This window comes from Vibrio sp. MMH1-50, from assembly GCF_022347645.1.
Lineage (GTDB): Bacteria > Pseudomonadota > Gammaproteobacteria > Enterobacterales > Vibrionaceae > Vibrio > Vibrio harveyi.
Genome location: NZ_JAKRGG010000001.1, coordinates 96719 through 121677 on the forward strand (window position 1 = coordinate 96719; position 24959 = coordinate 121677).

A 24959-nucleotide genomic window follows, 5' to 3' on the forward strand; every position below is an offset into this window, starting at 1 on the left:
TTAAGCTGCTGCTGATTTACGCGATGAGGTGAATTATGTCTAAAAAGGTGCACCGCCGCCGTCGTTGGAACAATATTCTAATCTTAGGCATCATCGTGTTCATGGTGATCCTTAATGCGCCAACTTGGATCAAAACCTACCTTATCGATGAACAAGTGGATCCGTATCCAAACTTGTTGCGCTCCGATCATGATGTCAGTGCCATTTACTATGCTGGTTGGGAATTAGACAAGCAAAATGGACAGTGGCAATCCAACATTAAAGCCAATATCCCCGTACAAGAAATAGTGACTCGCTGGCAATCACTTGAAGGCACAGAACTCAACTCTCAGCAGTATGAACAGTTAAAGCCTCGTCTTTCATCGCCGGAAAGCATCGAAGTCTGGTATCAAGGTTTGGAAGAGCCACAACGTATCACCTTTTACCGCCTTGACGATTTTTGGCTATTTAAAAATTGGCAAGACAAGTGGATCGCCATTTCTGTTGATGGTAACTACATCATGCCTAAGTAAAAGTTGCGTAATAACCTTTCGCTGAAACTGTGTTTGTCATGCTGCTTTTCTATTATGCTAAGCGCTCACTAATGTTGTTTCTGACGCTGTTAAGGAGAGTCAAATGCCTGAATTACCAGAAGTTGAAGTAAGCCGAATGGGGATCAGCCCTCATATGATTGGGCAGACGATCAAGGCATTTGTTTTTCGTACTCCGAAGCTACGTTGGGATATTCCTCAAGAGCTTAAGCTTTTGGAAGGGCAGGTTATTCGTAATATTCGTCGTCGTGCCAAGTACTTATTGATTGATACTGACCAAGGTACAGCGATTGTTCACCTTGGCATGTCTGGCTCATTGCGTGTACTCGACGCTGATTTCCCTGCGGCAAAGCACGATCATGTTGACCTTAAACTCACCAATGGCAAAGTGCTACGCTACAACGACCCGCGTCGTTTTGGTGCTTGGCTTTGGAGCGCTCCTAATGAGTCTCACACCGTGTTAGATCATATGGGACCTGAGCCTTTAACCGAGGAGTTCAACGCTGAATATATGGCAGACAAAGCCAAAGGTAAGCGTGTTGCGGTTAAACAGTTCATTATGGACAATAAAGTGGTGGTTGGCGTTGGGAATATCTACGCCAATGAGTCTTTATTTAAAACCCGCATTCACCCAACTCGCCCAGCAGGAAAACTAACTAAGAAAGAGTGGCGATTACTGGTGGAGAACATCAAAGCTACGTTAGAAATCGCGATTCAGCAAGGTGGAACTACACTTAAAGACTTCGCCCAAGCGGACGGCAAACCTGGTTACTTTGCACAAGAGTTATTAGTTTACGGAAAAGCCGGAGAGCCATGTCCAGAATGCGGTGAAGTGCTCCAAGAGCAGAAAATAGGGCAACGTAATACCTTCTTTTGCAATGTGTGTCAGCAGTAGAAATAAGATCGTCTCAGGTGTATTTCTATCAAGCAGTTGTAATCGCCGACCTTTCCTTCAATAATTCATACAGTTTTGAATAAATCAGTACATCCTATGAAAGTCATTTACCCAGGAACATTTGACCCAGTTACCAATGGTCACTTAAATCTTATCGAGCGCACCCATGAAATGTTCGATGAAGTCGTTATCGGAGTCGCAGCAAGCCCTTCAAAGAATACGATGTTCACATTGGAAGAACGCGTTGCTTTGATGGAAGAGGTAGTGGCGCATTTACCTGGTGTAACAGTGAAAGGCTTTTCTGGGTTACTGGTGGATTTTGCTCGTCAAGAGCAGGCTAAAGTATTGATTCGTGGGTTAAGAACGACGGTCGATTTTGAGTATGAATTTGGCTTGACCAACATGTATCGCAAGTTATTGCCTGGGATTGAGAGTGTATTTTTGACCCCTGAAGAAGAGTTTGCTTTTTTATCGTCGACCATCGTACGTGAGGTTGCCATCCATGGTGGCAGTATTGAGCAATTTGTTCCTGCGGCAGTGGCTAAGGCTATCGAGAAGAAAGTAAATGAAAGACAGTAAGTTTCCTTATTATTTCTCAAACGCTCTCTCGATGCTGATCCCTCGTTTTGTCTATCGAGAGCAAGCAAAACGTTTACTTTCGACTCTGACTGAAGCGGAGAAGCAGTACTGTCTTGAGCGAGTGAATTATTACAACAAGTGTGAACAGTTGTTTTCGGTCGATAGCCGAGAGCAGAGTTACGCTAAGATTGGTGAGTTCAAAAAAACAAAAGGTTGGACTTATTTTTTCGATACGCGCCAAGTTATACGCTATTTCCCATCTGAGTTTACGTTTAACTACATCAATGGTGATGTGACGCATATTCCTAATGTGCCGAGCTTTATTAAAAGTCGTCCTATCCATGGTGACAATCAGAATTCTATCGTTTTAAAGCTGAATCAAATTCGTCACTTTAAATTTGTGGATGACGAAATGAGCTACCGAGATAAGAAAGACATGGTAGCGTGGCGAGGCGTCGGTTTTCAGCCTCACCGTCAAACGGTAATTCATGCTTTCTACGATCATCCGCAGTGCAATATTGGTCAGACTCGACCACAAGAAGGACAGCCTTGGGAAAAAGGCTTTATGAGTATTGAGGAGCAGCTTCAATACAAGTTCTTGTTGTGTATTGAAGGCAATGATGTTGCAACCAACCTGAAGTGGGCAATGTCCTCGAACTCATTGGTTATTATGTCAAAGCCTAAGTACGAAACATGGTTTATGGAAGGTAAGCTAGAAGCTGGCATCCACTATGTTGAAGTGAAGGATGATTATTCGGATTTGCCTGAAAAGATGGACTATTACTTAGCGAATGAGCAAGAAGCATTAGCGATCATTGAGAATGCGCACCAATGGGTTGAGCAGTTTAAAGATAAACGTAAAGAGCGTTTGATCTCATTGATGGTTGCCGATAAGTACTTCACCTTATCTCAACAACAATAAAAAAGGGGCGAAACGCCCCTTTCATATTTTTATAAGCTTCTAAAGTTTTTACGCTTCTAGAAATTGGTCAACACCGTTTTCGCAACGCTTAAGTTTGTTTTTAATGGTGTTATCTAAGATCTCATCGTTTTGACCCAATGACGCACGAGAGTTTTCTACGTGATATAAGTGGTAACCCACACCGGCGAATTTTAGGTAAAGACGTGACTTGTTTGAGTTAAGCATGCGATGAACAAATTCGCTGTCTTCACGTCCCCAACCGACAAAATCTTGGTTGAAGCCATTCACCTCGATAACATCTTGTCGCCAAAACGCCATATTACAGCCGCGAGTCGCCTTATCGTTGTTGCGTTCGTATGAGAACCAGTTCGATAGCAGTGAGTTCGTGATACAGTTCTTGCGGTTGCGGATCCCTTTGCTAAATACAGAAGGAACCAATCCGTTTTCCATAATTTCACGGCTGCACGCTTCGTCAGTCAGAACTCGACCACCTTGAACAAACCAATTTGGTTTTGCCACGCGTTTGTGGGACTCAATAAAGGTTTGTGACAATACCATGTCGCCATCGATCATGATTAGGTAATCGCCTGATGCTTTAGCGATTGCACGGTTTCGACTCATAGAAAGCTGGAAGCCATTGTCTTCATGCCAACTGTGTACCAGTGGAACCGGAAAACCTTCACGCATTTGGTCAATCATTGCTTTGGTATCTTCACGAGAACCATCATCTGCCACAATAACTTCATCAGGCAAAACGGTTTGGCGCTTTACACTTTCTAACACGGATTTTAAGGCTTCTTTCCAGTTATAAGTGGTAATAATTAAAGTCGTTTTCATTGTTTTTTCGCCTGTTCGCGTAAGTATAAGTCGATGTATTTAACGAAGGTAGAATGCATGCTTAACCACGCAAGGATGAAGCCATGCTTACCATCAAGAAAACCACGCTTAAGAATGTACATCTTCAAAAAACTGGCTAATGCATGGATGATTGCCGTGCTGAGACCAGATTTTTTCCTGCCTTCTCGCTCGTCTGTCCAAGCTTTGAGGTAACCTGTGGTTTTGTTGATGTAATGATGGAGGTGTTCGTACGTATAGTGGTGTAATCTGCCATCCAGTTTCTTGATTGAAAAGCCTTTATCTTCGACTTTTTCATGCACTAAAGCATCATTGTAGTGGGTATAACTGGTGCGGTAGAGACGAACGATCCAATCTGGTGACCACCCTGAGTGGTAGATAAACTTACCAAACGCGGCACTCAGACGATTCACTTTGTACAGTGTGTTTGGCTCGTCATTCTCAACGGCTTTTAAAATGCTTTCTTTCAGCTCTGGCGTGACTTGTTCGTCGGCATCCAACCAAAGCACATAATCTGCGGTTACGTATTGCTGAGCAAGTTGGCGCTGTTTGCCAAATCCTGGCCACTCCAAGTTGGTGTAAAACTTGTCGGTATATTGTCTGGCGATTTCTTCAGTGCGATCAGTACTGCCTGAATCAAGAAGGACAATCTCATCAGCCCAATCTTTCACTGTGTCTAGACAAGCTTGTAGGTGCTTCTCTTCATTTTTCACGATTAAGGCAACGGCTAAAGTGGGTTTAGACAAGTTGGTTTCCTTCTTAAACAATCTTATATAGGGGGAGTTTACTGATATTGGGGATACAAATCTTCTACGACTTGATCAAACATAACCATGACACGATCACTCGTGATACGGTTCATCGCTTTTTCATCTTTTGCTCGCGTTCGCCAGCTTAGCTCTTGGCTGGTTTTTCCAGTCTCTGCAAAAATGGTCTCTTCATACACTGAAACGGCGTATTTCAAATAGTTATAAGGACCAACACGGACAGGGTTATGGTGAGCATACAAGCCAATAATCGGGGTTTGCATTGCACTTGCCATATGAGCAGGACCAGTATCTGGTGCAATCACCATCTCAACCTTATCAATCAGTGCTAGCATTTGCATGATGGAGCTTTCGCCTACTAAGTTTAAGCAAGGCTCTGTAAGTAAAGATTGAATGCGCTCAGCTAAGTCGACCTCTACTTTCGCTGGGCTACCCGCTAAGATGACATTCCAGCCTTTCTCTCGCGCATGGTTGATAACATCAACATAACCTTCTGCGTTCCAGTTCTTATAAGCTTTGCTTGCCCCCGGGACCAACAATAGATTCGGCTTATCAGCTTGGCGCTGAGTTTTCGAGAGTTTAGTTTCTGAGACCTTAGTTTCTGCCCAGAGAGCATCTTGCTCTGAGTACGACAATGACCAAGTAAGTTCTGACTGAGGCACACCAATTTGATGGGCAAACGCCATTAAACCATCCGCAACATGCAAAGATCTTGGTGAAGGAACTTTGACATTGGTGAACAAAGTTTGAAAGTCTTGGCTACGGTCAGAAGAGAACCCAAGTTTGTACTTCGCTTTAATACCTAACGTCGCCACGCTCGCTCGAATGGCATATTGCATATGAAGCAAAGCATCGAACTTGCGTCCTTTGAGCTGCTTCCACAATGACTTATAACCATCAAGACCTGCTTTTTTATCAAAAACAATCACTTCAACACCATCTATCGCTTGCAGCAATTGAGCTTCAAGCTTGCCAGTAATCCAAGTGATATGGGTATCAGGCCATTGTTTTTGAATCGCTTGAACCGTCGCGATGGTATTACAAACGTCGCCGATGGCGGATAAACGCAATATACAGAGTGAAGAAGGGGCAGAAGTGAACATAGTTATTGTCTGATAAGATAAATAGATGCAGGTAAATTATGCAGACATCCCCAATAAATGTAAAATACACCGCTTCTATAATGAGTACTGACGAGCCCCTCTTAATGTCAAAGACAAAACAACACCAATCATTGAACTCAGGTAAACCTGGAAACACGGGTTTGACGCGCGTCATCAAAGCGGCTGGATATTCTGCAAAAGGGCTGAAAGCAGCGTTTAAACATGAAGCAGCCATCAGGCAAGAATTAGCCATGCTGGTACTTGCGATTGCATTGGTGTGTGTATTTGATTTAAGTGTTGTAGAACGCATTCTCATGTTAGGCGTTGTAGTGTTAGTGTTTATCGTTGAACTGATTAACTCTGCCATTGAAGCCGTTGTTGATAGAATTGGTGTCGAGCATCATGAACTGAGTGGGCGAGCAAAAGACATTGGCTCAGCCGCAGTGATGGTTGCGCTATTTTTTGCTGGCTTTACATGGCTGTATATTCTTATCAGCCACTACTTTTAATAAAACCTAACGGCAACTTTCGACATGACTCAGAGTTATCAACAAGGCAATAGCATGGTGTGGTTTGATGATGAAATCATCACTGACCTAAGCCAAGCGTTGTTTGATGCCCAATATTGGCAAGAGCAAGATAAAGTGGTGGGTAGCGCATCCGGACGTGGAACCACATGGTTTGTTCAACTTGAGACTATGCAAGCTGCTTTGCGTCATTACCGCCGTGGTGGTTTATTTGGCAAGTTGGTTGAAGATCACTATTGGTTTACTGGATGGGAGCAGACTCGTAGCCTACAAGAGTTTAACCTACTCAGAGTGCTGATTGAGTCTGGTGTGAATGTCCCTCGACCGATTGCTGCGCGCGCAGTTAAAACTGGCTTAACTTACCAAGCGGATCTTTTGAGCGAAAGAATTCCCAATGCCAAAGACTTGGTCAGTATTTTGCAAGAAAACCCATTACCGGAAGCGATGTACCAGAAGGTAGGGCAAGAAATTGCCAAGATGCACAACGTCAACGTGAACCATACCGATCTGAACATTCACAACATCTTAATTGATGAGCAAGAAAAGGTATGGATCATCGATTTTGATAAATGCTCTCAGCAACCGGATGGTGATTGGAAGCAAGGCAACTTAGAGCGTTTGAAGCGCTCGTTTCTGAAAGAGCTGAACAAACGTCAAATACATTGGCAAGAAAGCGACTTCGCTGTGCTTGAAAAGGCGTACTCTTTAAGTCGTTAGGTGCCAACGACGAACAATCAAAAATTTAGACTTGGCTATCTTATTAAGGTAAGCCAAGTGGCGTAGTTTAAGCGCACATTTAACTACAATTAAACAAGATTTCTCGTGCTTTACGTGAGCACAATATTAAGCAGGTAACGTTCATAATGAAAATACTAGTAACTGGTGGTGCTGGTTTTATTGGCTCTGCAGTCATAAGACACATCATTCGTGATACCCAAGATACCGTCATTAACCTAGATAAATTGACTTACGCTGGCAATTTAGAGTCCTTAGCGGAAGTATCGGATAGTGAACGTTACCATTTTGAGCATGTTGATATCTGTCAACGTGACGAGCTTGATCGCGTATTTGCAAAGCATCAACCTGATCTCGTGATGCACCTTGCGGCTGAATCTCACGTAGACCGTTCCATTGATGGACCTGCGGCATTTATTGAAACCAATGTCATGGGGACGTATCACCTTCTTGAATCGGCTCGTCAATATTGGTCGACACTGGATGAGACTCGCAAAGCCGCTTTCCGTTTCCATCATATTTCTACCGACGAAGTGTATGGTGACCTAGAAGGTACGGATGATTTGTTTACTGAAACTACATCCTATGCGCCAAGTAGCCCGTACTCCGCTTCTAAAGCGTCCAGCGATCATCTTGTTCGAGCGTGGCAACGCACTTACGGTTTTCCTACGTTGGTGACCAACTGCTCGAACAACTATGGACCTTACCATTTCCCAGAGAAACTGATCCCACTGATGATTTTGAATGCCTTGGATGGCAAGCCGTTGCCTGTGTACGGTGATGGTATGCAAATCCGTGATTGGTTGTTCGTCGAAGATCATGCTCGCGCACTCTACAAAGTCGTGACAGAAGGTGAAATTGGCGAGACATACAACATCGGTGGTCACAATGAAAAAGCGAATATTGAAGTCGTGAAAACCATTTGCTCGCTACTTGAAGAATTTCGACCAAACAAACCTGCAGGTGTTGAATCTTATGAATCGTTGATCACGTATGTGAAAGATCGACCAGGTCATGATGTACGCTATGCAATTGATGCAACAAAAATTGCTCGAGAGCTGAACTGGACGCCTGAAGAAACATTTGAAAGTGGCATTCGAAAAACCGTTGAATGGTATCTAAACAACCAGCAATGGTGGCAACGTGTGCTTGATGGCTCATACACTCTTGAACGATTAGGAGCGGGTGAATAATGAAAGGTATTATTCTTGCTGGTGGTTCTGGTACGCGTTTATACCCAATCACACGAGGCGTTTCTAAGCAGTTACTGCCTGTATACGATAAGCCAATGATCTACTACCCACTGTCAGTACTTATGCTTGCTGGTATTCGTGAGATTTTGGTGATTACCACTCCTGAAGACCAAGAAGGTTTTCAGCGCTTGCTTGGTGATGGCTCTGACTTTGGTATCGAACTGCAATACGCAATCCAACCCACGCCAGATGGTCTAGCTCAAGCATTCATTATTGGTGAAGAGTTTATCGGTGATGACTCTGTGTGTTTGGTTCTAGGCGACAATATCTTTTATGGGCAGGGTTTTTCGCCAAAACTTCAGCAAGCAGCGGCTTTAAGTGAAGGAGCAACTGTTTTTGGTTATAAAGTAAAAGATGCTGAGCGTTTTGGTGTCGTTGAATTTGATGATCAAATGCGAGCTCTTTCAATTGAAGAAAAGCCAGTTGAACCGAAATCAAACTATGCGGTGACAGGCTTATATTTTTACGACAATGATGTCGTTAAAATCGCAAAGACCATTGAGCCTTCTCACCGAGGAGAGCTTGAGATTACAAGTATCAACCAAGCTTATCTAGAGAAAGGAAAGTTAACCGTCGATATTTTAGGGCGAGGCTTTGCGTGGTTAGATACCGGGACACATGGCAGTTTGCTTGAAGCTTCGCACTTTGTTGAAACGATCGAAAAACGTCAAGGCTATAAAGTGGCATGTCTTGAAGAAATTGCCTATCGCCATGGGTGGTTAACGAAAGAGCAAATCCAGAAAGCGGGTAAAGCGTTGTCCAAAAATGATTATGGGCGCTACCTTCTAGAGTTATTGGAAGAATAAATGTCTAATATACAGCTGATTTCTTTCCAAAAAATGGGTGATGAGCGAGGCTCTTTGATCTCATTAGAGCAAAATAAAAACATTCCGTTTGATATCAAGCGTATTTACTACATTTTTGATACTCAAAGTGGGTTATCAAGAGGTTTTCACGCTCACTACGATTTAGAGCAAGTCGCAATTTGTATGAAAGGTAGTGTTACGTTCTTGATTGATGACGGAACAACGAAGGAGCGGGTGACGTTATCTTCTCCGGATGTCGGTCTGCATATCAAAGGGCTTAAATGGCGAGAGATGCACGACTTTTCAGAAGATTGTGTGTTGATGGTTGTTGCAAGCGACTTCTATGATGAAGCCGATTATATTCGAAATTATAGTGATTTTTTGTTAGCAGTTGAAAACGTTAACAATATTAGAGTTTCAGATTGATTTTAACAGTGTTTAAACCAGGTCATTTTCGATGAGAGTTACAAGATATTCAGATGAGTTTAAGAGCGATTGGGATTTATACTTATCTAAATGTAGAAATAAACACTTCATGTTTAATAGAGATTACATGGAGTATCACAAGGATAGATTCAATGATCATTCATTGATGATATTTGATGATAAAAATAGAATTATATCTTTGCTTCCAGCAAATGAATCTGGCACTACTATTTTCACTCATCAAGGCTTAACTTTTGGTGGTTTTTTGAGTTGTGGGTTAATGACAACGGAGAAAATGTTGGAAGTTTTTTCTGTCGTTCTCGAGTACTACAAGTCTCAAGGAATGGATAAGTTAATCTACAAAAAGATGCCATACATATATTCAGATAATGCTTGTGAAGAAGATTTGTACGCACTTTTTAGAATCAATGCTGAGTTATACCGAAGAGATGTAAGTTCAACTATCTTTATGAGCAACAGGTTGCCATACCATAGAAGTCGTAGCTTCAAAAAAGCAATCAAAAATGGTGTAACCATTAAAGAAGTTGGTAGCTTTGATGCATACTGGAAGTTGCTAAATGATGTATTGTCGAAACAACATGGTGTAAATCCAGTTCATACTTTGGATGAAATTACCCATCTTGGTTCTATTTTTAAAGATAATATTAAATGTTACTTAGCTTATCATGAAGATGAAGTTCTGGCTGGTTCAGTCGTATTTGAGAATGAAAATATCGTTCACTGTCAATATCTTGCATCAAATGATCTAGGACGAAAACTAGGTGCGTTGGATTTGGTTATTCATCACTTGATTACTGAAGTGTATCCAGAAAAAAGCTATTTTGATTTTGGTAACTCCAACGAAGACAATGGTAAGTATTTAAATACAGGTCTTATTTTTCAAAAAGAAGCTTTTGGTGCAAGAGCTGTTGTTCATGACTTTTATGAGATTAATATAAATGGTTAATTTTCTCGACCTTAAAACACTAAACGATGAATATAAGCAAGAGCTTAAAGAGGCTTGCAACAGGGTCATCGATTCTGGTTGGTATATTCTTGGTTCTGAGACGGAAAGTTTTGAAAGTGAATTTGCGAAGTTCTGTGGTGTTAAGCACTGTATTGGAGTAGCAAATGGGCTTGATGCATTAACTTTAACCTTGAAAGCATGGCGAGAGCTAGGAAAAATCAAGGATGGTGATGAAGTTATCGTTCCAGCAAATACATATATTGCCTCTGTTCTAGCAATTACTGAAGCTCGACTAACTCCTGTATTTGTTGAACCGGATGAGAAGACTCACAATATCTGCCCACTTGCAATTGAAGCAGCGATTACGGATAAGACCAAAGTTATTTTGCCAGTCCACTTATATGGTCAATTAGCGGATATGCCAGTAATTCTTGATATCGCTAAAAAGTACGACTTACTCGTGTTAGAAGATAGTGCTCAATCTCATGGTGCAAGCTTAGAAGATACTCGATCTGGAGCATTTGGTGATGCATCCGGTTTTAGCTTTTATCCAGGAAAAAATCTAGGAGCATTAGGTGATGGTGGTGCTATCACAACCAATGACGATACGCTTGCAGATACCTTGAAAGCTCTAAGAAACTATGGCTCTCATGTTAAGTATCAAAACATCTATCCTGGGCAAAATAGCCGCCTTGATGAAATCCAAGCAGCGATGCTCCGGGTTAAGTTGAAATATTTGGAAAAACAAACGCAAGCAAGACGTAATCTAGCTGAGTTTTATTTGTCAAATATGACGAATCCTCTCATCGAATTACCATTAATCGATGAACCAGAATCTCATGTTTGGCACTTGTTCGTTATACGAACGAAATACCGCGATGAGTTAGTAGCTCACCTTGCGGATAACGGAATTCAAACGCAAGTACATTACCCTATAGCACCTCATAAGCAGCAGGCGTACAAACAATACAACCATCTTGTTTTGCCTATTACTGAGAAATTGCAGACCGAAGTATTATCATTGCCGATGTCTCCGTGTTTGACTGACGAAGAAAAAGCACTTGTTGTCGATGCAATCAATAGCTTTCAAATCGATTGATGAGGAAAGGTAATGTGAAGATTCTAGATGATGTTGTTTATGTATTATTTTGCTATAAGCAAGAAGAGTATATAAGAGAGAGTCTAAGATCGATATTCAACCAAACAGCTTGGCCAGGCTTGGTTTTAGTATTAGATGATTGCTCTCCCGATAAGAGTCACGATCTTATACTTCAAGAGATCGATGCTGCGCCAGAAGGCTTGAATGTCGAATATCGACACAATGAGAAAAATATTGGTCTTGTTAGCCAAATTAATTCCCTGAGAGGAAAGTTTTCCGAAAAGCTGATAATTGTTCAAGCTGGTGACGACATTGCTTATCCGGAGAGAGTAGAGCAAACATACTCTGCTTGGGTCAACAATAATAAACCGTCTTTGATTATTGGTGGCTTTGAGAAAATCTCTGAGTGTGGCGAAGTTATCGAAAGCTTTAAATCAGAAGGCGTTTCTATTAAACCGTACTCCCTAGACAACATAATCAATAGAAAGTGCATAGTTAATGGTTGTTGTGCCGCGTATAGCGCAGAAATTTTGGACTTGTTTGAGCCGTATGATTTTGGTTTGATAAACGAAGACAGAATTAATGTCATTCGAGCTTTTCTTTTAAATGGAACCCATTATGAACACAAGCTATGGTTGAAGTACCGAGTCGGTGGGGTTTCTGATTTTAGTAAGACAACATACGAAGATAAGTATAGAAATATAGTTGTCAATGCTGAAAGAGAACTGAAAGACCTCGAAATGAATTTAGTCGATGTTAACAGTAAGCCAAATGCACAAGTAGTAAGCGCAATAGAAAAAAGAGTGAAGATAGCTAAGTTTATGATGGGAATTCCATACAATAAGTCAAAGCTATATATATATACTCTGACTTACCTTTTGAAAACTGGTGATTTTCACAATGCATTTAAAGTGTTGCGAAGAATGAAGTAGCCCCTAATTGGGGCTATCCATTAGTTTTTCTTTTATGTGAGATATTATTTTTTGAGTTGGTGTCTTGTCAGCAAAGTGAACCAAAATATCATTTTCTAAAAATGTATTATCAACTTTTGCTGTTCCATCAATAACTTCACTTATAAATTGATTGATATCCTTTTCAGAATGACCTTTTGTACAACAATCGTAGGCTTTGTTACCAAACGCATTTTGATAATTTCGAATGTCTTCACTAAGAGATAAGTATAATACAGGTTTTTTAACATAGAGATACTCTGCCAAGAAAGAGCCACTATCATGAATCATTGCATCTGAAGATTTAAATAGATCGTAATAATCCCCTTCTTCCAGTTGACAGTGCTGGGAGTTTTTCCAGTAATCATAATATTCGTCGGTTTTTTCTTTGCCCCAATCAGTATGATGGTACAGTTTTTCTTTTAATAATGGGTGTGGTTTAAAAGCCCATTGAATATCATCTTTGTGCTTTTCAGAAAGCTCTTTAATAACATCAGAAAACTTGATGAAAGTACTATATGGAAGTTCAGGTGTGTCGATAGTGTGATGTGGAGCAAAGATAACTTTTCGTTTTGTATTCTCTTGTTGCTTCCAAGGGCTCTCGTTAGGCTGGTTATCTTCAAGCAAAGGCTCCATGGAAGGGTAACCTGTCACAATGACGTTTTTTCCTTTTTGAATAGCGTATTCTTTGAATATATCCATGTCATCGAAGTGAGGTGCATAGATAGCCCACATCATATTGTGAAAATCTTGATTGTACTGTGATTTATAATTATTGTATTTAGATACTTGGTGGGCGTAAGGAATATAAACTGATAGGTATTTACTATATGCTTTTGCGTAGTATTCTTTTTTAGTTAGTTTATGAGGGTTAGAGAAAAATATAAGATCAATACCTAATGAATCTATATCTACCCAGTTCGAACTATTTTCATCATAAGAACTTACGACAGGATATCCTTTCTTTTCAAAAAAGCTAACATTCGTTTTTATATCTTCGATCGCTTGATTATCTTCAATATTATTTACAGGGCAGATGAAAATAAATGGTTCGAAATAATCATCTTCTAACATTGCTTTGAAAACTGGGTCACTTTTCCATACACTATGATGTAAAACAAAAAATCCAACTTTGATCTTGTCTTTTCTCTTTATTCTTTTGACCCGTTGGTTGTCTTGGATAATCTTTTTTTGATACTTAATCTGTTTTTTTAGCGTCTTGAAAAGTGTTTTTAATGACATGTTGTGAACCTTGAAGTCTTTTACCGCAGAAAGCAGCCCCATTCTATAACCTTGAGTCGTTCTAGTGTAAACTATGGAGCAATATTTAGGCTCTAGCCGAGATGGTGGGATCATAGAGGATGATGGCATCTCGGTACAGCCAAATCTACCTCAATTTGAAGTAAGGCATAACATGTGCGGTATTTTTATCTCTAATGAACCTCAAGTAACGCAAGAGCATAGTAAGATCATTGAAGATTGCTTGCGTTTTAGAGGGCCTGATTGTTCTTCTGGTTTAGTAGAGCACTCTGGCTGGAAAGCTTATCACTCTCGACTCTCTATCATTGAACTTGGCTCAGGCAGTAACCAGCCAGTCATTGATGGAAAGGGTGGAATGTTAGTTTTTAATGGTGAGATTCTTAACTACAAAGAGTTAGGTTTTAAGTACTTTGAACGAGAGTATACGAGTGATACTACGCTTTTAAGTGATCTTATCGTTTCAGGTAAGCTTCTAGAGAATGAACTAGATGGTTTTTTTGCATTTGTATATGTCAACCCTGAAGGTACTCTCCAACATGCATGTAGAGACAAGTTTGGTGTAAAACCACTTTTTTACTTTGAATCAGATGATGGCATATCTTTTTCTTCGGAACCTAATGTTCTCAAAGAGCTCTTTGACTTACCTGTTAACCCTCAAGCAGTTGAAGAATATCATGCTGCTCGAGCTCCCATTTTCAGTGGCTCATATTTTGACGGTGTTTCTGTTGTTGAACCGGGCTCATGTTTTGTTAACGGATGCTATTTTGAAAGCTTAGATTATTTTCAAAAGTACACAGAAGTATCGCAAGATGAACTGGAAAGGCATGTCAAAGATGGTATCAACAGCCGACTGGTTGCTGATGCCAAAGTCGGTCTTTTGATGAGCAGAGGGATCGACAGTAATCTAATACATCAACTCTCTGATATCGAAAAGCTATACACAATTGGTTTTAAAGGCGATGAGGATATTACTTTTCTTAAGTCTCAAAATATTCCCAACCTTACTATCTATGAATGTGACCCCGCTGAGTACAAACAGTGTTTTGACGAGCTAATCGCTTTACGTGGTGAGCCAATGTCAGTGCCAAATGAAGTCCTTTTATACAGGATCTCAAAAGTTGCCGCTTCAGATGGCGTGAAAGTACTTCTCTCTGGTGAAGGTGCTGATGAGTTCTTTGGTGGTTATGACAGAGTGTTCAATTGGGCAGCAACTTGTGATTCGTTTGATCTTGATACATTCTTGAATTTCTATTGCTACAAAGTGCCAGATAAAGGCACAAAAACTTACAAGCACTTTTCGATGTTATTTGATGAGCTAGAGCATCTTTCTCCATTTGAGAAGGTTCGCTACTTCTTTATCAAGTATCACATGCCAGTGCTTTTCAGGCGCTTAGATTTCGCATTAATGGCTGCGGGAATTGAAGGTCGAGATCCGATTGCCAACCATCACGTATTTGAGGCAGCAATTAAATTTAGTGCTAGTCAATTGATGAATGGTTCCTTAGGTAAGTTACCGTTACGTGGTTTGATCGCACCATTAAAAGGTGATGAGTTTGCCTATGAGAAAAAAGTTGGTTTTCCAGTTGATCTAACAAAAGTATTTGATAACCCGCGATCGTTATCATCATATGAATTGTGGTTTGAAGAAAATTTAAAGGTTCTATTGAAATGATTATTGGTTACACGAGCGGTGTTTTCGACCTCTTCCATGTTGGTCACGTTAACCTTCTGCGTAATGCTAAAGCTATGTGCGATAAACTAGTCGTAGGTGTTACAGTGGATGAACTGGTTTCTTATAAAGGAAAACAATCAGTAATCCCTTACCATGAGCGTATTGAAGTTGTACGCTCTTGCAAATATGTTGATGTTGCTATTCCTCAAAAGAACATGGACAAAGCTGCGGCTGCGAAAAAGAACCACGCAAGCTACTTATTCGTAGGTGATGACTGGTATGAAACGCCAAAATGGCAAGAGCATGAGAAAGATTTAGAAGCTGTTGGGTGTAAGGTAATTTACTTTCCGTACACGGAAGGTACATCGAGCACTTTAATCAACGAAACTTTAGTTTCTCTACGAAGCGATCAGACAGAAGAGTAATTCTGACCTAATCAGCTTCGTTGTTATGTAAAAGCCAGCAATTATGCTGGCTTTTTTAGAGCTAGATTGTCACGTGCTTAATCGTCCGGGCTAATGCCCCCTGATTTTTAACGGCATATTCGTAGGCATTTTGACCATAAACATGTTGTGATTGTGGTTCAGAAATAAGATGTGTCAGGTGATTCCCAATGCCAGCAGAATCTTTGGATACTAACATCCCATTTGCCTGTATCAGATCATTTACTATGTCTTTAAAGTTGAAATAGCTAGGGCCGGTGATGACGACTTTTTTTAGTATTGCAGGCTCCAATACATTGTGTCCACCAACCTTATCTCCAACCAAGCTGCCACCCATAAAGCAGATATCTGCAGCCCCTAACAATAGAAGCATTTCTCCCATTGTATCGCCGAGATAGACTTGAGTTGAATTAGCCACGTTCTCTTGTGTGGTTCTACGTACGGTTTCAAAGCCTTGCTGTTGACAGAGATCGTACATATCATCAAAACGTTCTGGGTGACGAGGTACAAGGATCAAAAGTGCATCTGGGTGTGACTCTAACACTCTTTTATGTGCTGCCAAGACTTGTTCGTCTTCGCCCTTATGAGTACTTGCTGCAATCCACACAGGGCGATTTTGACCTAGCTCTTGCCTTAGTATTTTGCTCTTTTCTTTCACATCACCCGAGATTTGAATATCAAACTTAATAGAGCCAGTGACTTTCAGTTTGTTTTTATCAACCCCCAGTCGTTCAAAACGGTTTGCGTCTGACTCTGTCTGACAAAGAACCTGAGTTAGGCATGGCAACATCAGGTTAAACAAAGGCTGAATTTTGGCGTAGTTGCTACATGATTTTTCCGATAAGCGGGCATTGACCACGCTGATAGGAATACCGGTTTTATGGACCTCGTTTAACGTATTTGGCCACAGCTCCGTTTCGATGATCAGCATTTTCTTCGGTTGTGTTGTCTTCAGGAAGCGTTTTACCGCAAAGGCGAAGTCAATTGGCATATAGCGGTGCTCAACTAAATCACCCAGCTTAGCAATCTGTTCCGCTCCGGTACTCGTCGTGGTCGTAACCAGAATAGGCTGCTCAGGGTTTTGCTCTTTAAGCGCCTTAATAAAAGGCGTAGCAGCAATGCTTTCGCCGACAGAGACTGCATGTATCCAAATCGGCTTTTCGTCGCTTGTTAATTTCGGAGTAATACCAAAGTGCTCTTTCCAACGTTGACCAAATTTGGGTTTGTTTGGCTTACTTTTGTATAAGCCAAACAATAGGAAAGGCGATGCGATTGTGAGCAAGAGAGTATAGAGAATACGAATTAACATGAGCCAACAGCGATCGCTTCTAGTTTTTGAATACTATCCAAAACTTGCTTTGGCGATAACTCAGTTAAGCACTTCAAATGCTTAAACTGACACTCGCGCTTAAAGCATGGACGGCAGTCAATGTCCGTATGAACAATCTCTACCTTCTCTGCAAGTGGTGGCGTGTATTTCGGTGAGGTGGAGCCATAGACCGCCACGACATTACAGCCAACGGCCGCTGCCACGTGCATCAGACCTGAGTCGTTCGCAACAACGGTCTGGCAAGCCGCCAGAAGATCAACCGCTTCAATCAGGCTTGTTTGCCCTGCTAGAACGTGAATCTGATGCTGATGTTCTTGAGGTACTAATTGCTTGATGTTGTTGCAGGTTTCGAGATCTTTTTGAGAGCCAAACAGCCATACCTGATGCCCTGATTTCGCCATTTGAATTGCCACTTCTGCATAGTGCGCTTCGGGCCATTTTTTCGCGGGACCGAATTCCGCTCCTGGGCATAGACCAACAACAGGAGATTCTTGGTTGAGATTAAACTTAGAAATCGTAGCGCTTTGTTCTTGTTTATCTATAAACAGGCTAGGGCGAGGCAATGTTTCTAAGCCGCCCAGAGAAGAAGAGTCGATCATCTCCGCTTGTGAATAGGCTAATGCAACATAGCGCTCAACCATAAACTGGAAAGATTTCATATTTGGACGCAAGTCATTGAGTAGACCGTAGCGCATTTCACCTTTCCAACCAGTGCGAAGTGGGATATTAGCAAACCAAGGAATCAGTGCTGACTTTGCAGACTTCGGTAGGATGTAGGCGCGGTCGTACTGTTTTTCTCGTAATGATTTACCAATTTCTCGACGACCCAATAAGTTGAACTCACCATGACCAATAGGCATTTCAATGGCTTGGTGGATCTCTGGCATGCGCTCAAGAATTGGTTTACACCAACCTGGTGCAATTACATCAATTTGGCTTTCTGGATGAAGTTGCTTTAAAACGATGTACAGTGACTGTGACATCACCATATCACCAACCCAAGATGGTCCGATGATGAGTATTTTCATGCTTTGTTCTTCCAGTACATAAACTTAAGAATGGATTCGTAGGTTCTGAAGAGTTCTGCGTAGATCTTATTAGGTACGGTCATCTTCGACTTGTCTTTTCTTTTAGCGCCAATCGTTGAAGCGATTTGAGCTCTAGTGAAAAGATCTGGGGCAACACTGTAAGTCTGAACATTATGACGCCATGGTTTTTCCATGTAGTCATCTACCGGTTCGATAAACTCTTGAGCATGCTTAACAAACTTAGAGGCTGCTTTCGGTGTGACAATATAAGCGGTGGTACCACAAGTCCCAGCAGAGTAGCCTCCTAGCATATGACTATCATCAATCGGTATGATCGGAGTGAATGCACGCTTCTGAGTGGCAGACAGCTTGATATAGTCATAAGTAGAAGTCAGCGGAAGGGTATGCGTGAGTACTTGCTTTAATCCTTCTACAGGGTCGACGTTATCTTCTAAGATAATGATCGGTTCATCGAGCTCAGTACAGCGGACCCACAACTCGTAATGGCTTGAGAAGCAGGCGACTTCACTGGTTTTTAATTGATACCCTTTACGACGCTGAGTAATGGTTGGACGGCTTTTTTCTGAATGAAGAAAACCGTCAATAGATCCATCTACGGCATCAAAAAATTCAAACTCAATGCCCTGTTGTTTTAACTTTTCTTCAATACGTTCTCGGCGATCTAGTGATCGAGCCAAGCTTACGACAAATACTTTCACTGCACTTTCCAGTCGCTGTTATATCTTGGTTTAAACAAATTGTAATAGTTATTGCCATCTTCTTGGGAGTGTAAAAGCTGCAACACCCACATGTATTGTTCAGGCTTATTTGCTACAAAGTACTCAATCGCTTGGTTACAAGTGCGAGCATCTTGTTCTTCGCCCTTGTCTAATTCAAACGCCGGTAAGATTTCGATATCAAACGTACCATCTTCTGTATTCATAGAAGCAAACATAGGTAACACTTTAGCGCGTGATAGTTTGGCAATTTTACCTAAGCCTGGGAGCGTTGCTTTTCTGGTTGCAAAGAAATCGACAAAAACGCTGTGTTCAGGACCATGATCCTGATCGGGTAAGTAATAGCCAATGTAACCGTCACGAACTGATTTCAAAAACGGCTTAACACCACCAGAGCGTTCATAAACGCGACCACCATATTGCACACGTTGTTCGTGCATTAGCCAATCTGCCACTTCATTTTTCTGCTTTTTTGCCATCGCAGAGACGGGCATTCCCATCGAAGCAAGTAACACCGCAGGAATATCAATTGCCCATGAGTGCGGAACCATCAAAATGACTTTCTCATCATTGTCGATGTGTTTTTGAAGGATGTCTAAACCTCGGATCTGGCAACGCTTCTGTAACCATTTAGATGAACGTAAGCTAAGTAAGCTGAAACGGAAAAAGAACAATGCTGCGGTATAAAGCGTTTTTTCAATCAGTGCTTCGCGCTCTTCAAATGATTTCTCTGGGAAGCACAGCTCAAAGTTGACTCGAGCTCGGTGAGCCGGACCTTTGTGCGATTTAGCCAGTTTCTTCGCGATGGTTTTTGCTAGCCATTTTTGAACCCCTAAAGGTAGTAAAGCAAGCGGCAAAGAAAGGACAACGCCTATCCACGTACCCCAATACTTCGGCGCTAAAAAGTGGCGCTCAAATTCAGGGTTATAAGCTTTAGGATCGAAATCATCACGTTGATTAGTCATGAAGTTTTAAGTACCTATATTTTTGAAGAAAGGCGATTGGGGGTCTGTAGAAATGATACTAGTAATCGTATCAGAGTAAAGGTGGTAGAGAGTTAACTACCACCTTTGAAGGGAATTAACGGTTTTGAATCGCTAGGTATTCAGCAACACCTTCAGCTACCGTTTTGAATTCTACATCACAACCAGCTGCACGAAGCTTAGTTAGATCCGCTTGAGTGAATTCTTGGTAAGCGCCTTTTAGGTGATCAGGGAACGGAATGGTTTGGATTTCACCTTTGTTGTGGTGTTTGACCACTGCTTTTGCCACTTCTTCAAAAGATTCTGCACGACCAGTACCGCAGTTGAAGATGCCAGAAACACCATTTTCTAGGAACCAAAGGTTTACTTTGCACACATCACCAACGTAAACGAAGTCGCGTTTGAATGATTCGCTGCCTGCAAATAATTTAGGGTTTTCACCTGCATTGATTTGGTTATTTAGGTGGAAGGCTACCGATGCCATGCTACCTTTGTGATCTTCACGCGGACCATACACATTGAAGTAGCGGAAACCAGTGATTTGAGAAAGCTGTTCACCATGCTCTTGGGCATCTTGCCATAAGCGACGCACATAGTTATCAAATTGCTGCTTTGAGTAACCGTATACATTAAGTGCGCCTTCGTATTCACGTTCTTCAACAAACGTTTCTGTTTCGCCGTATGTTGCTGCTGATGACGCGTACAGGAATGGAATTTCACGATCTAGACAGTAATGAAGCAACTCTTTTGAGTACTCATAGTTGTTTAGCATCATGTATTTGCCGTCCCACTCGGTTGTCGCAGAACAAGCACCCTCATGGAAGATGGCTTCGATAGGACCGAAGTCGTCACCTGCCATGATTTGAGTAAGGAAGTCATCACGATCCATGTAATCTGTGATATCAAGATCAACTAAGTTTTTAAACTTCTTGCCATTTTTTAGGTTGTCGACAACCAGAATATCGTTAATACCTGCTTCGTTCAGTGCTTTAACAATGTTGCTGCCGATCATGCCAGCACCACCAGTTACGATGATCATAAGACTTCCACCATAGATTAAAATTTTCTCAGGAATTCTAGCAAGAAACAGAAATTAGCGCTATTGGAAGGAAAAGAAAGGTATAGAGCGCTTGGGTATAAACAAAAGGGAGCCGAAGCTCCCTTAAATAGTGTTGTTATTCAGCGTTTGACGCGTTTGGTCTTTGGTACCAAGGGTTGCGCTCGTCTGTTAATTGAATAAGTTCGTATTTTCTATTTAGCTTCTGACCACCATCACGAGTGATTGGTTGCCAAGAGAAGTTTGCTCTATTGTTACTTGGTTTCACTGTCATGATATCGTATGGAATCGAAATGTAGAGACCTTTAGTAAAACTGCCTTCACCAAACTCTTCTGCAGTTAAATTCGTAAACGAAGCGTAAGCACCGGCGATTACGCCACTGTCAAACTGCTTAGCTATGTTTATTTGAGTACCGACGTCACCACCGAGGAACTGCCCCACATCTACTTGTACCATCAAATTGGATAGAAAATCCCATTGGGGGTAGTAATACGCAGAAACGAAACCTGTGAAGCCTTTATCAATAACTTGGAAAGGATCTCCGTATTCTGGAACATACTGCCACTTTTCATCGTACACACCGAAGTAACTTTGCGGGTCGCGTTGAGAGATCAAGTTAACATCCGCACCGATCGCCCAGTTTGCGCCTTTCGGTCGGTACAAGAATTCGGTACCCACACCCGCGAACATACTTTCTAGATAACCAGCGTAGAACTGTTGGTCCATGGTATCTGAGTACTCTTTGAACCAAGTTAATTGAAGATTCTGCATAGTTACAGGATATTCATCTCTATAGGCCCTAAACATCGTGCGTACACGAGGTATCGTCGTGCCATCCGGCGGAGTGACGTAGTTAAACTTGTCGTAGTTGTTGTACCAATCCCAATAAAGAGCACCGCCTATTTCTAAGTCATCTGTCAGCCAATAAGAGGCTTCACCTTTAAGTCCCACACTAAAGAAGTAAAATGTTTCAGCAGCACCCAGTGTTTGAACCAGTTGCGGGGAAAAACCATAATCGAAACGCTCAAAACCGTCGTAGATAGGATTACCTTGTGGTTTTTCATTTCCTTTTGAAGTTGCATCTTCAATGCTAGGAGTGAGGTAGTTTACTTCAGTGAAGTCTCGGAATTTCTCTTTCGAGATAGCCGTTTGATCACCGATTAATCCACCACTACGTTCATTAATAGTAAAGGTATCAATGTTGTTTGGCATTTCGTTGTAAAGGATTGCCGCCGCTTTTTCATGAGCTTCGTTGCGATCACGATACTTTTTCTGTTCGCCAACAATCGAGACGGTATTGTCTTCAACATAGAGTTGGGTATTTTGGTAGCCAGCAATTTTATCCAGCTCCTCGGTAACACGTTCCCAATCTACATCAGACAGTTGCTCTGGTTGTTTGTCTTCAACTTCTGGAGTTGGAGCATCACGCCAGAAAGACGGCATATCATTGAAGTTTGTGTAAAGGCTTACGCCTGCAACTAACGTATCACCGCGCTCGTAGCTCAAACGAAAATCTGCCATATGTCCTAAACGATACAAAACACCAAAGTTCCAAGGTGTATGAGGTGTCATGTCTACACCACCGCGTACCACAGGGAAATCTTCGCTGTAATCGTTACTGTCGTATTCAAGCTTAAAGCGCAGTGGTGCGTGCAAAGTTTGATACTCGACACCACCAAAGAGTGCTGCAGGACCTTTGAACCAACGTTCAAAATCCACACTTCCGCCGTTATTTTTGAAATCTGAAGGACGTTCACAGAAACTATCGGACAGCTTACAAGCTGGGTTGCTGATGTTGTCGCGCGTACCTAAGTAGCCCCAGCCCATACCTAAAGTGAAATCAAAGGTACCGAGGTTTGGGTTAGAGTAACGTTTTGTTGCAGCAACAAACTCACCATCAAAAAGACCGGTACCAGCAAAGTCGCGCACACCCACAGACAACTCTGGTAAGTACTCTGACTCTTGCATAAGTCGAACTTTAAAATCGATGCCTTTGTCAGTGTATTTGGTATCACCCGAGAAGCTTGGATCATCACTATAAAAGAGATCATTCACCATGGTGTAGCGAATGGTTGTCTCTAACCATGGCATCACTTGTAGTGTGACATTATAGAAAAGGTACTCATCGCTGCCAGTAACAGCAAAGTTAAACTCGCCTTCTGGTGCCATACGACCTGTAGGCATTTGCATTAAGCCTACACCACCAAAGTCCATTTGTGATGGCTGCAATGGTGGTACTTCGAAAGGCATGTCTTGAGCCCACACCAACGCTGGACCCATTAGAGAAAGGGATAAACTGGTTCTGATCAGATTCATGTTTAGTTCTTCGATGAGGTTGGTTTACGTTGGGCAAGCAGAGCGACAATGTCTTTATCCATTTGTGATTTTTCGAACTTATCAAATGGGATGTACACAATGGTAAGTGGTGGTAAGTAATATTGAGTGGTTAGCCAACTGCCATGGTGGGGATGAACGACCTTGCCATCTGGGTAAATCAGGATTGGCGGATAAGCAAGCTTGCCAATATCACTTGAACGTAGATTTTTGATCTGTTCATGCAGAGCGATACCCACTTGGTTTTCTACCGCGTAGACTTTTTCTAAGTTACCCACATACAACACTTTCTCTTTGCGTTTTGGTGCACTTAACGCAAGTTGACCTTGTAAAAGAGGGTTATCAAATTTATCCAGACGGATGCGATCAACATCAATGGCCGACAGCACGCGAGGTGCAAACTGGCTTTGTTGGATAAACTTGTAAAATGGGTGCGCAACTAAATTATGTTGAATCATTTGGTTCAACACCGAATTCTTTAAGGCAGTACTTTCTTGCACTGCTGTTTCGGAATTATCAAATAGAGTCACAGCTAAAGGGTATTGCAGGGTGACTTGTTGTTCTTGTGCATGCTTAAGTAGGCTCTCTAATCGTGCCGCTTGTTGGAACTGCAATGCTTTGCCCGTTCCGACAAGTTCAACATTAAGCGGTGAAGAGGGGGGATTTTGAGCTTGAACGGTAGTAGGTGTCGCCAGAATCGTTGCCGTTAAACTTAGGCTTAATAAAGATAGCAGTCGCTTATTCATGATTTGCTGTACCCTTTCAGAATCGTCAATTCAACAGGCACCATGTTTGGACCTAAGTGTTGACGTGTTTTTACAACTTCTCCTTTACCGTTTACCCAGTATTGGTTCTCTACACTTTTTTCTAAGCTGGTAAACGTTACAACCTCTGTATAAACATCAGTAGAGGTAGATGAAATAGGGGTGATGACGGTTTCTTTACCTTGACGAGAACGCTGGACTTTAGCCGGGAATCCATAACGGTATTTGTCAGCCCAATCGTAAGAAAGAGAATATTGTGCAGAGGGCGCTGAGTAGGCCGGAACGTTGCCATAAATGCCTGCTAGATTGGTGGTTTGCAAGCCAACAGTTTTAACGATATGACCGTTTTCTGTTACCACCATTGCCTTGTCTGCACTTACCCACTTTAACTGGGTATTGCCAGTTAGTGGGTTTTGCTCAGCAAAGGCCAACACTACGAAGACCTGTTTTTGGTCACCAATTTTTAAGTAAGCACTGGCATAAGGAACTGCTTCAATTTCTTGTGGAGTTAGCTCGACATCGATGTAGTTGCCATAAGCTTCTTGGACTGTCGCGGATACATCATTAAATTTTTGTGTACAGCCGAAGATTGAGCTCAGTAAAGGTAGGGCAATAAGTAAGCGCATCCATTTTAGCGATAGAAAGGTGTTCATCATTCCCTCATTACAAATAAAATCGCCCTGAGAAATCAGGGCGATATATAAGTCAAGCTAGGCTTGCTTATTTTTTAACACTAGTAGTCGTAGTTGTAGTTGAGTCACTATCTGACGCTGCAACTGCTACTACAGTTACTGCTGCTGCTGCACCTACTGCTACTGCAGTTGTGCCAGTTGCAGATGCTGCAGCTGTACCAGTAGTACCAGCTTCAGTCGCTGCAAATGCAGTTGATGCGCTTAGAGCCATAAGAATAGCTAGAGCCGTGTTCTTCATTATTAA

Annotated in this window: 27 protein-coding genes; 14 read left to right on the forward strand and 13 right to left on the reverse strand. The window is 41.8% G+C overall.

Going from position 1 to position 24959, the window contains the following annotated elements:
- Window positions 1-35 precede the first annotated feature (35 nt).
- The 4 genes from MHO32_RS00425 (at window position 36) to MHO32_RS00440 (ending at window position 2926) form a co-directional block, all read left to right on the forward strand.
- Window positions 36-512, forward strand: coding sequence for a hypothetical protein (locus MHO32_RS00425; RefSeq protein WP_005449354.1), 477 nt, complete (start codon window positions 36-38; stop codon window positions 510-512).
- A gap of 103 nt (window positions 513-615) precedes the next feature.
- Window positions 616-1425, forward strand: a complete 810-nt coding sequence (gene mutM / locus MHO32_RS00430) for a bifunctional DNA-formamidopyrimidine glycosylase/DNA-(apurinic or apyrimidinic site) lyase (protein WP_009698952.1) — start codon at window positions 616-618, stop codon at window positions 1423-1425.
- Window positions 1426-1521: 96 nt separating this feature from the next.
- Window positions 1522-2004 carry a pantetheine-phosphate adenylyltransferase gene (gene coaD, locus MHO32_RS00435; RefSeq protein ID WP_005449352.1) on the forward strand — a complete coding sequence of 161 codons (483 nt, stop codon included), beginning with the start codon at window positions 1522-1524 and terminating at the stop codon, window positions 2002-2004.
- Window positions 1991-2926 carry a glycosyl transferase family 90 gene (locus tag MHO32_RS00440; RefSeq protein ID WP_045490674.1) on the forward strand — a complete coding sequence of 312 codons (936 nt, stop codon included), beginning with the start codon at window positions 1991-1993 and terminating at the stop codon, window positions 2924-2926. The genes coaD and MHO32_RS00440 overlap by 14 nt, the downstream gene beginning before the upstream one ends.
- Window positions 2927-2974: 48 nt before the next feature.
- Here the strand turns inward: MHO32_RS00440 and MHO32_RS00445 are convergent, their stop codons facing one another.
- From MHO32_RS00445 to MHO32_RS00455, 3 genes are read right to left on the reverse strand one after another with little or no spacing between them, the layout of a single operon-like run.
- A complete protein-coding gene (locus MHO32_RS00445; protein WP_005535598.1) occupies window positions 2975-3763 on the reverse strand; it encodes a glycosyltransferase family 2 protein in 789 nt (262 codons plus the stop codon).
- Window positions 3760-4527: a glycosyltransferase family 2 protein gene (locus MHO32_RS00450; RefSeq protein ID WP_239210492.1), complete on the reverse strand. Its 768-nt coding sequence runs from the start codon at window positions 4525-4527 to the stop codon at window positions 3760-3762. The genes MHO32_RS00445 and MHO32_RS00450 overlap by 4 nt, the downstream gene beginning before the upstream one ends.
- 38 nt (window positions 4528-4565) lie before the next feature.
- Entirely contained in the window at window positions 4566-5651 is a 1086-nt protein-coding gene (locus MHO32_RS00455) for a glycosyltransferase family 9 protein (protein WP_239210493.1), read from the reverse strand.
- A gap of 104 nt (window positions 5652-5755) precedes the next feature.
- Here MHO32_RS00455 and MHO32_RS00460 point away from each other — a divergent pair, with 104 nt between their 5' ends.
- From MHO32_RS00460 to MHO32_RS00495, 8 genes are all read left to right on the forward strand, one after another.
- Window positions 5756-6160 carry a diacylglycerol kinase gene (locus MHO32_RS00460; protein ID WP_005449346.1) on the forward strand — a complete coding sequence of 135 codons (405 nt, stop codon included), beginning with the start codon at window positions 5756-5758 and terminating at the stop codon, window positions 6158-6160.
- 24 nt (window positions 6161-6184) lie between these two features.
- The gene (locus tag MHO32_RS00465) at window positions 6185-6895 is read left to right on the forward strand and encodes a 3-deoxy-D-manno-octulosonic acid kinase (RefSeq protein WP_199449591.1); all 711 of its coding nucleotides are present in this window, start codon (window positions 6185-6187) and stop codon (window positions 6893-6895) included.
- A 146-nt stretch (window positions 6896-7041) separates the two neighbouring features.
- A complete protein-coding gene (gene rfbB / locus MHO32_RS00470; protein ID WP_239210494.1) occupies window positions 7042-8106 on the forward strand; it encodes a dTDP-glucose 4,6-dehydratase in 1065 nt (354 codons plus the stop codon).
- Window positions 8106-8972, forward strand: coding sequence for a glucose-1-phosphate thymidylyltransferase RfbA (gene rfbA / locus MHO32_RS00475; protein WP_009698946.1), 867 nt, complete (start codon window positions 8106-8108; stop codon window positions 8970-8972). Before rfbB ends, rfbA begins: the two co-directional genes overlap by 1 nt.
- Window positions 8973-9398 carry a sugar 3,4-ketoisomerase gene (locus MHO32_RS00480; RefSeq protein ID WP_009698945.1) on the forward strand — a complete coding sequence of 142 codons (426 nt, stop codon included), beginning with the start codon at window positions 8973-8975 and terminating at the stop codon, window positions 9396-9398.
- Window positions 9399-9525: 127 nt separating this feature from the next.
- Window positions 9526-10365, forward strand: coding sequence for a GNAT family N-acetyltransferase (locus MHO32_RS00485; RefSeq protein WP_239210495.1), 840 nt, complete (start codon window positions 9526-9528; stop codon window positions 10363-10365).
- Window positions 10358-11464 (forward strand): DegT/DnrJ/EryC1/StrS family aminotransferase, encoded by a 1107-nt coding sequence (locus MHO32_RS00490; RefSeq protein WP_009698943.1) that lies wholly within the window; start codon window positions 10358-10360, stop codon window positions 11462-11464. Before MHO32_RS00485 ends, MHO32_RS00490 begins: the two co-directional genes overlap by 8 nt.
- A 14-nt stretch (window positions 11465-11478) precedes the next feature.
- Entirely contained in the window at window positions 11479-12396 is a 918-nt protein-coding gene (locus MHO32_RS00495; RefSeq protein WP_009698942.1) for a glycosyltransferase, read from the forward strand.
- Between the two features lie 3 nt (window positions 12397-12399).
- Here MHO32_RS00495 and MHO32_RS00500 read toward each other — a convergent pair whose 3' ends face one another.
- Window positions 12400-13656, reverse strand: a complete 1257-nt coding sequence (locus MHO32_RS00500; RefSeq protein WP_033008834.1) for a CDP-glycerol glycerophosphotransferase family protein — start codon at window positions 13654-13656, stop codon at window positions 12400-12402.
- Window positions 13657-13729: 73 nt separating this feature from the next.
- Here MHO32_RS00500 and MHO32_RS00505 point away from each other — a divergent pair, with 73 nt between their 5' ends.
- Both MHO32_RS00505 and MHO32_RS00510 read left to right on the forward strand, forming a co-directional pair.
- Window positions 13730-15346 (forward strand): asparagine synthetase B family protein, encoded by a 1617-nt coding sequence (locus tag MHO32_RS00505; RefSeq protein WP_239210496.1) that lies wholly within the window; start codon window positions 13730-13732, stop codon window positions 15344-15346.
- Entirely contained in the window at window positions 15343-15771 is a 429-nt protein-coding gene (locus tag MHO32_RS00510; RefSeq protein WP_069218240.1) for an adenylyltransferase/cytidyltransferase family protein, read from the forward strand. The genes MHO32_RS00505 and MHO32_RS00510 overlap by 4 nt, the downstream gene beginning before the upstream one ends.
- A gap of 61 nt (window positions 15772-15832) precedes the next feature.
- On the opposite strand, the gene waaA is transcribed toward MHO32_RS00510, so the two are convergent.
- The 9 genes from waaA to MHO32_RS00555 form a co-directional block, all read right to left on the reverse strand.
- Complete coding sequence (gene waaA, locus MHO32_RS00515; protein WP_239210497.1) at window positions 15833-17098, reverse strand: lipid IV(A) 3-deoxy-D-manno-octulosonic acid transferase; 1266 nt, start codon at window positions 17096-17098, stop codon at window positions 15833-15835.
- On the reverse strand, window positions 17092-18147 hold the full coding sequence (gene waaF, locus MHO32_RS00520) for a lipopolysaccharide heptosyltransferase II (protein WP_010645842.1): 1056 nt from the start codon (window positions 18145-18147) through the stop codon (window positions 17092-17094). Before waaF ends, waaA begins: the two co-directional genes overlap by 7 nt.
- Window positions 18144-18866, reverse strand: a complete 723-nt coding sequence (locus MHO32_RS00525) for a glycosyltransferase family 25 protein (protein WP_172580328.1) — start codon at window positions 18864-18866, stop codon at window positions 18144-18146. Before MHO32_RS00525 ends, waaF begins: the two co-directional genes overlap by 4 nt.
- Window positions 18863-19849 (reverse strand): lauroyl-Kdo(2)-lipid IV(A) myristoyltransferase, encoded by a 987-nt coding sequence (gene lpxM, locus MHO32_RS00530; protein ID WP_239210498.1) that lies wholly within the window; start codon window positions 19847-19849, stop codon window positions 18863-18865. The genes MHO32_RS00525 and lpxM overlap by 4 nt, the downstream gene beginning before the upstream one ends.
- Before the next feature lie 115 nt (window positions 19850-19964).
- Window positions 19965-20906: an ADP-glyceromanno-heptose 6-epimerase gene (gene rfaD / locus MHO32_RS00535; protein ID WP_005449311.1), complete on the reverse strand. Its 942-nt coding sequence runs from the start codon at window positions 20904-20906 to the stop codon at window positions 19965-19967.
- 136 nt (window positions 20907-21042) lie between these two features.
- Complete coding sequence (locus MHO32_RS00540; RefSeq protein ID WP_239210499.1) at window positions 21043-23241, reverse strand: YjbH domain-containing protein; 2199 nt, start codon at window positions 23239-23241, stop codon at window positions 21043-21045.
- 2 nt (window positions 23242-23243) lie between these two features.
- The gene (locus tag MHO32_RS00545) at window positions 23244-24005 is read right to left on the reverse strand and encodes a capsule biosynthesis GfcC family protein (RefSeq protein WP_239210500.1); all 762 of its coding nucleotides are present in this window, start codon (window positions 24003-24005) and stop codon (window positions 23244-23246) included.
- Entirely contained in the window at window positions 24002-24676 is a 675-nt protein-coding gene (locus tag MHO32_RS00550; RefSeq protein WP_239210565.1) for a YjbF family lipoprotein, read from the reverse strand. The genes MHO32_RS00545 and MHO32_RS00550 overlap by 4 nt, the downstream gene beginning before the upstream one ends.
- A gap of 67 nt (window positions 24677-24743) precedes the next feature.
- The gene (locus MHO32_RS00555) at window positions 24744-24953 is read right to left on the reverse strand and encodes a hypothetical protein (protein WP_005489730.1); all 210 of its coding nucleotides are present in this window, start codon (window positions 24951-24953) and stop codon (window positions 24744-24746) included.
- Window positions 24954-24959 lie beyond the last annotated feature (6 nt).

What these genes read in the sequence shown, in the direction of transcription:
- MHO32_RS00425 (WP_005449354.1), top strand. Translation starts at nt 36, where the DNA reads ATGTCTAAAAAGGTGCACCGCCGCCGTCGTTGGAACAATATTCTAATC.
- mutM (WP_009698952.1), top strand. Translation starts at nt 616, where the DNA reads ATGCCTGAATTACCAGAAGTTGAAGTAAGCCGAATGGGGATCAGCCCT.
- coaD (WP_005449352.1), top strand. Translation starts at nt 1,522, where the DNA reads ATGAAAGTCATTTACCCAGGAACATTTGACCCAGTTACCAATGGTCAC.
- MHO32_RS00440 (WP_045490674.1), top strand. Translation starts at nt 1,991, where the DNA reads ATGAAAGACAGTAAGTTTCCTTATTATTTCTCAAACGCTCTCTCGATG.
- MHO32_RS00445 (WP_005535598.1), bottom strand. Translation starts at nt 3,763, where the DNA reads ATGAAAACGACTTTAATTATTACCACTTATAACTGGAAAGAAGCCTTA.
- MHO32_RS00455 (WP_239210493.1), bottom strand. Translation starts at nt 5,651, where the DNA reads ATGTTCACTTCTGCCCCTTCTTCACTCTGTATATTGCGTTTATCCGCC.
- MHO32_RS00460 (WP_005449346.1), top strand. Translation starts at nt 5,756, where the DNA reads ATGTCAAAGACAAAACAACACCAATCATTGAACTCAGGTAAACCTGGA.
- MHO32_RS00465 (WP_199449591.1), top strand. Translation starts at nt 6,185, where the DNA reads ATGACTCAGAGTTATCAACAAGGCAATAGCATGGTGTGGTTTGATGAT.
- rfbB (WP_239210494.1), top strand. Translation starts at nt 7,042, where the DNA reads ATGAAAATACTAGTAACTGGTGGTGCTGGTTTTATTGGCTCTGCAGTC.
- rfbA (WP_009698946.1), top strand. Translation starts at nt 8,106, where the DNA reads ATGAAAGGTATTATTCTTGCTGGTGGTTCTGGTACGCGTTTATACCCA.
- MHO32_RS00480 (WP_009698945.1), top strand. Translation starts at nt 8,973, where the DNA reads ATGTCTAATATACAGCTGATTTCTTTCCAAAAAATGGGTGATGAGCGA.
- MHO32_RS00485 (WP_239210495.1), top strand. Translation starts at nt 9,526, where the DNA reads ATGGAGTATCACAAGGATAGATTCAATGATCATTCATTGATGATATTT.
- MHO32_RS00490 (WP_009698943.1), top strand. Translation starts at nt 10,358, where the DNA reads ATGGTTAATTTTCTCGACCTTAAAACACTAAACGATGAATATAAGCAA.
- MHO32_RS00500 (WP_033008834.1), bottom strand. Translation starts at nt 13,656, where the DNA reads ATGTCATTAAAAACACTTTTCAAGACGCTAAAAAAACAGATTAAGTAT.
- MHO32_RS00505 (WP_239210496.1), top strand. Translation starts at nt 13,730, where the DNA reads ATGGAGCAATATTTAGGCTCTAGCCGAGATGGTGGGATCATAGAGGAT.
- MHO32_RS00510 (WP_069218240.1), top strand. Translation starts at nt 15,343, where the DNA reads ATGATTATTGGTTACACGAGCGGTGTTTTCGACCTCTTCCATGTTGGT.
- waaA (WP_239210497.1), bottom strand. Translation starts at nt 17,098, where the DNA reads ATGTTAATTCGTATTCTCTATACTCTCTTGCTCACAATCGCATCGCCT.
- waaF (WP_010645842.1), bottom strand. Translation starts at nt 18,147, where the DNA reads ATGAAAATACTCATCATCGGACCATCTTGGGTTGGTGATATGGTGATG.
- lpxM (WP_239210498.1), bottom strand. Translation starts at nt 19,849, where the DNA reads ATGACTAATCAACGTGATGATTTCGATCCTAAAGCTTATAACCCTGAA.
- rfaD (WP_005449311.1), bottom strand. Translation starts at nt 20,906, where the DNA reads ATGATCATCGTAACTGGTGGTGCTGGCATGATCGGCAGCAACATTGTT.
- MHO32_RS00540 (WP_239210499.1), bottom strand. Translation starts at nt 23,241, where the DNA reads ATGAATCTGATCAGAACCAGTTTATCCCTTTCTCTAATGGGTCCAGCG.
- MHO32_RS00545 (WP_239210500.1), bottom strand. Translation starts at nt 24,005, where the DNA reads ATGAATAAGCGACTGCTATCTTTATTAAGCCTAAGTTTAACGGCAACG.
- MHO32_RS00550 (WP_239210565.1), bottom strand. Translation starts at nt 24,676, where the DNA reads ATGAACACCTTTCTATCGCTAAAATGGATGCGCTTACTTATTGCCCTA.
- MHO32_RS00555 (WP_005489730.1), bottom strand. Translation starts at nt 24,953, where the DNA reads ATGAAGAACACGGCTCTAGCTATTCTTATGGCTCTAAGCGCATCAACT.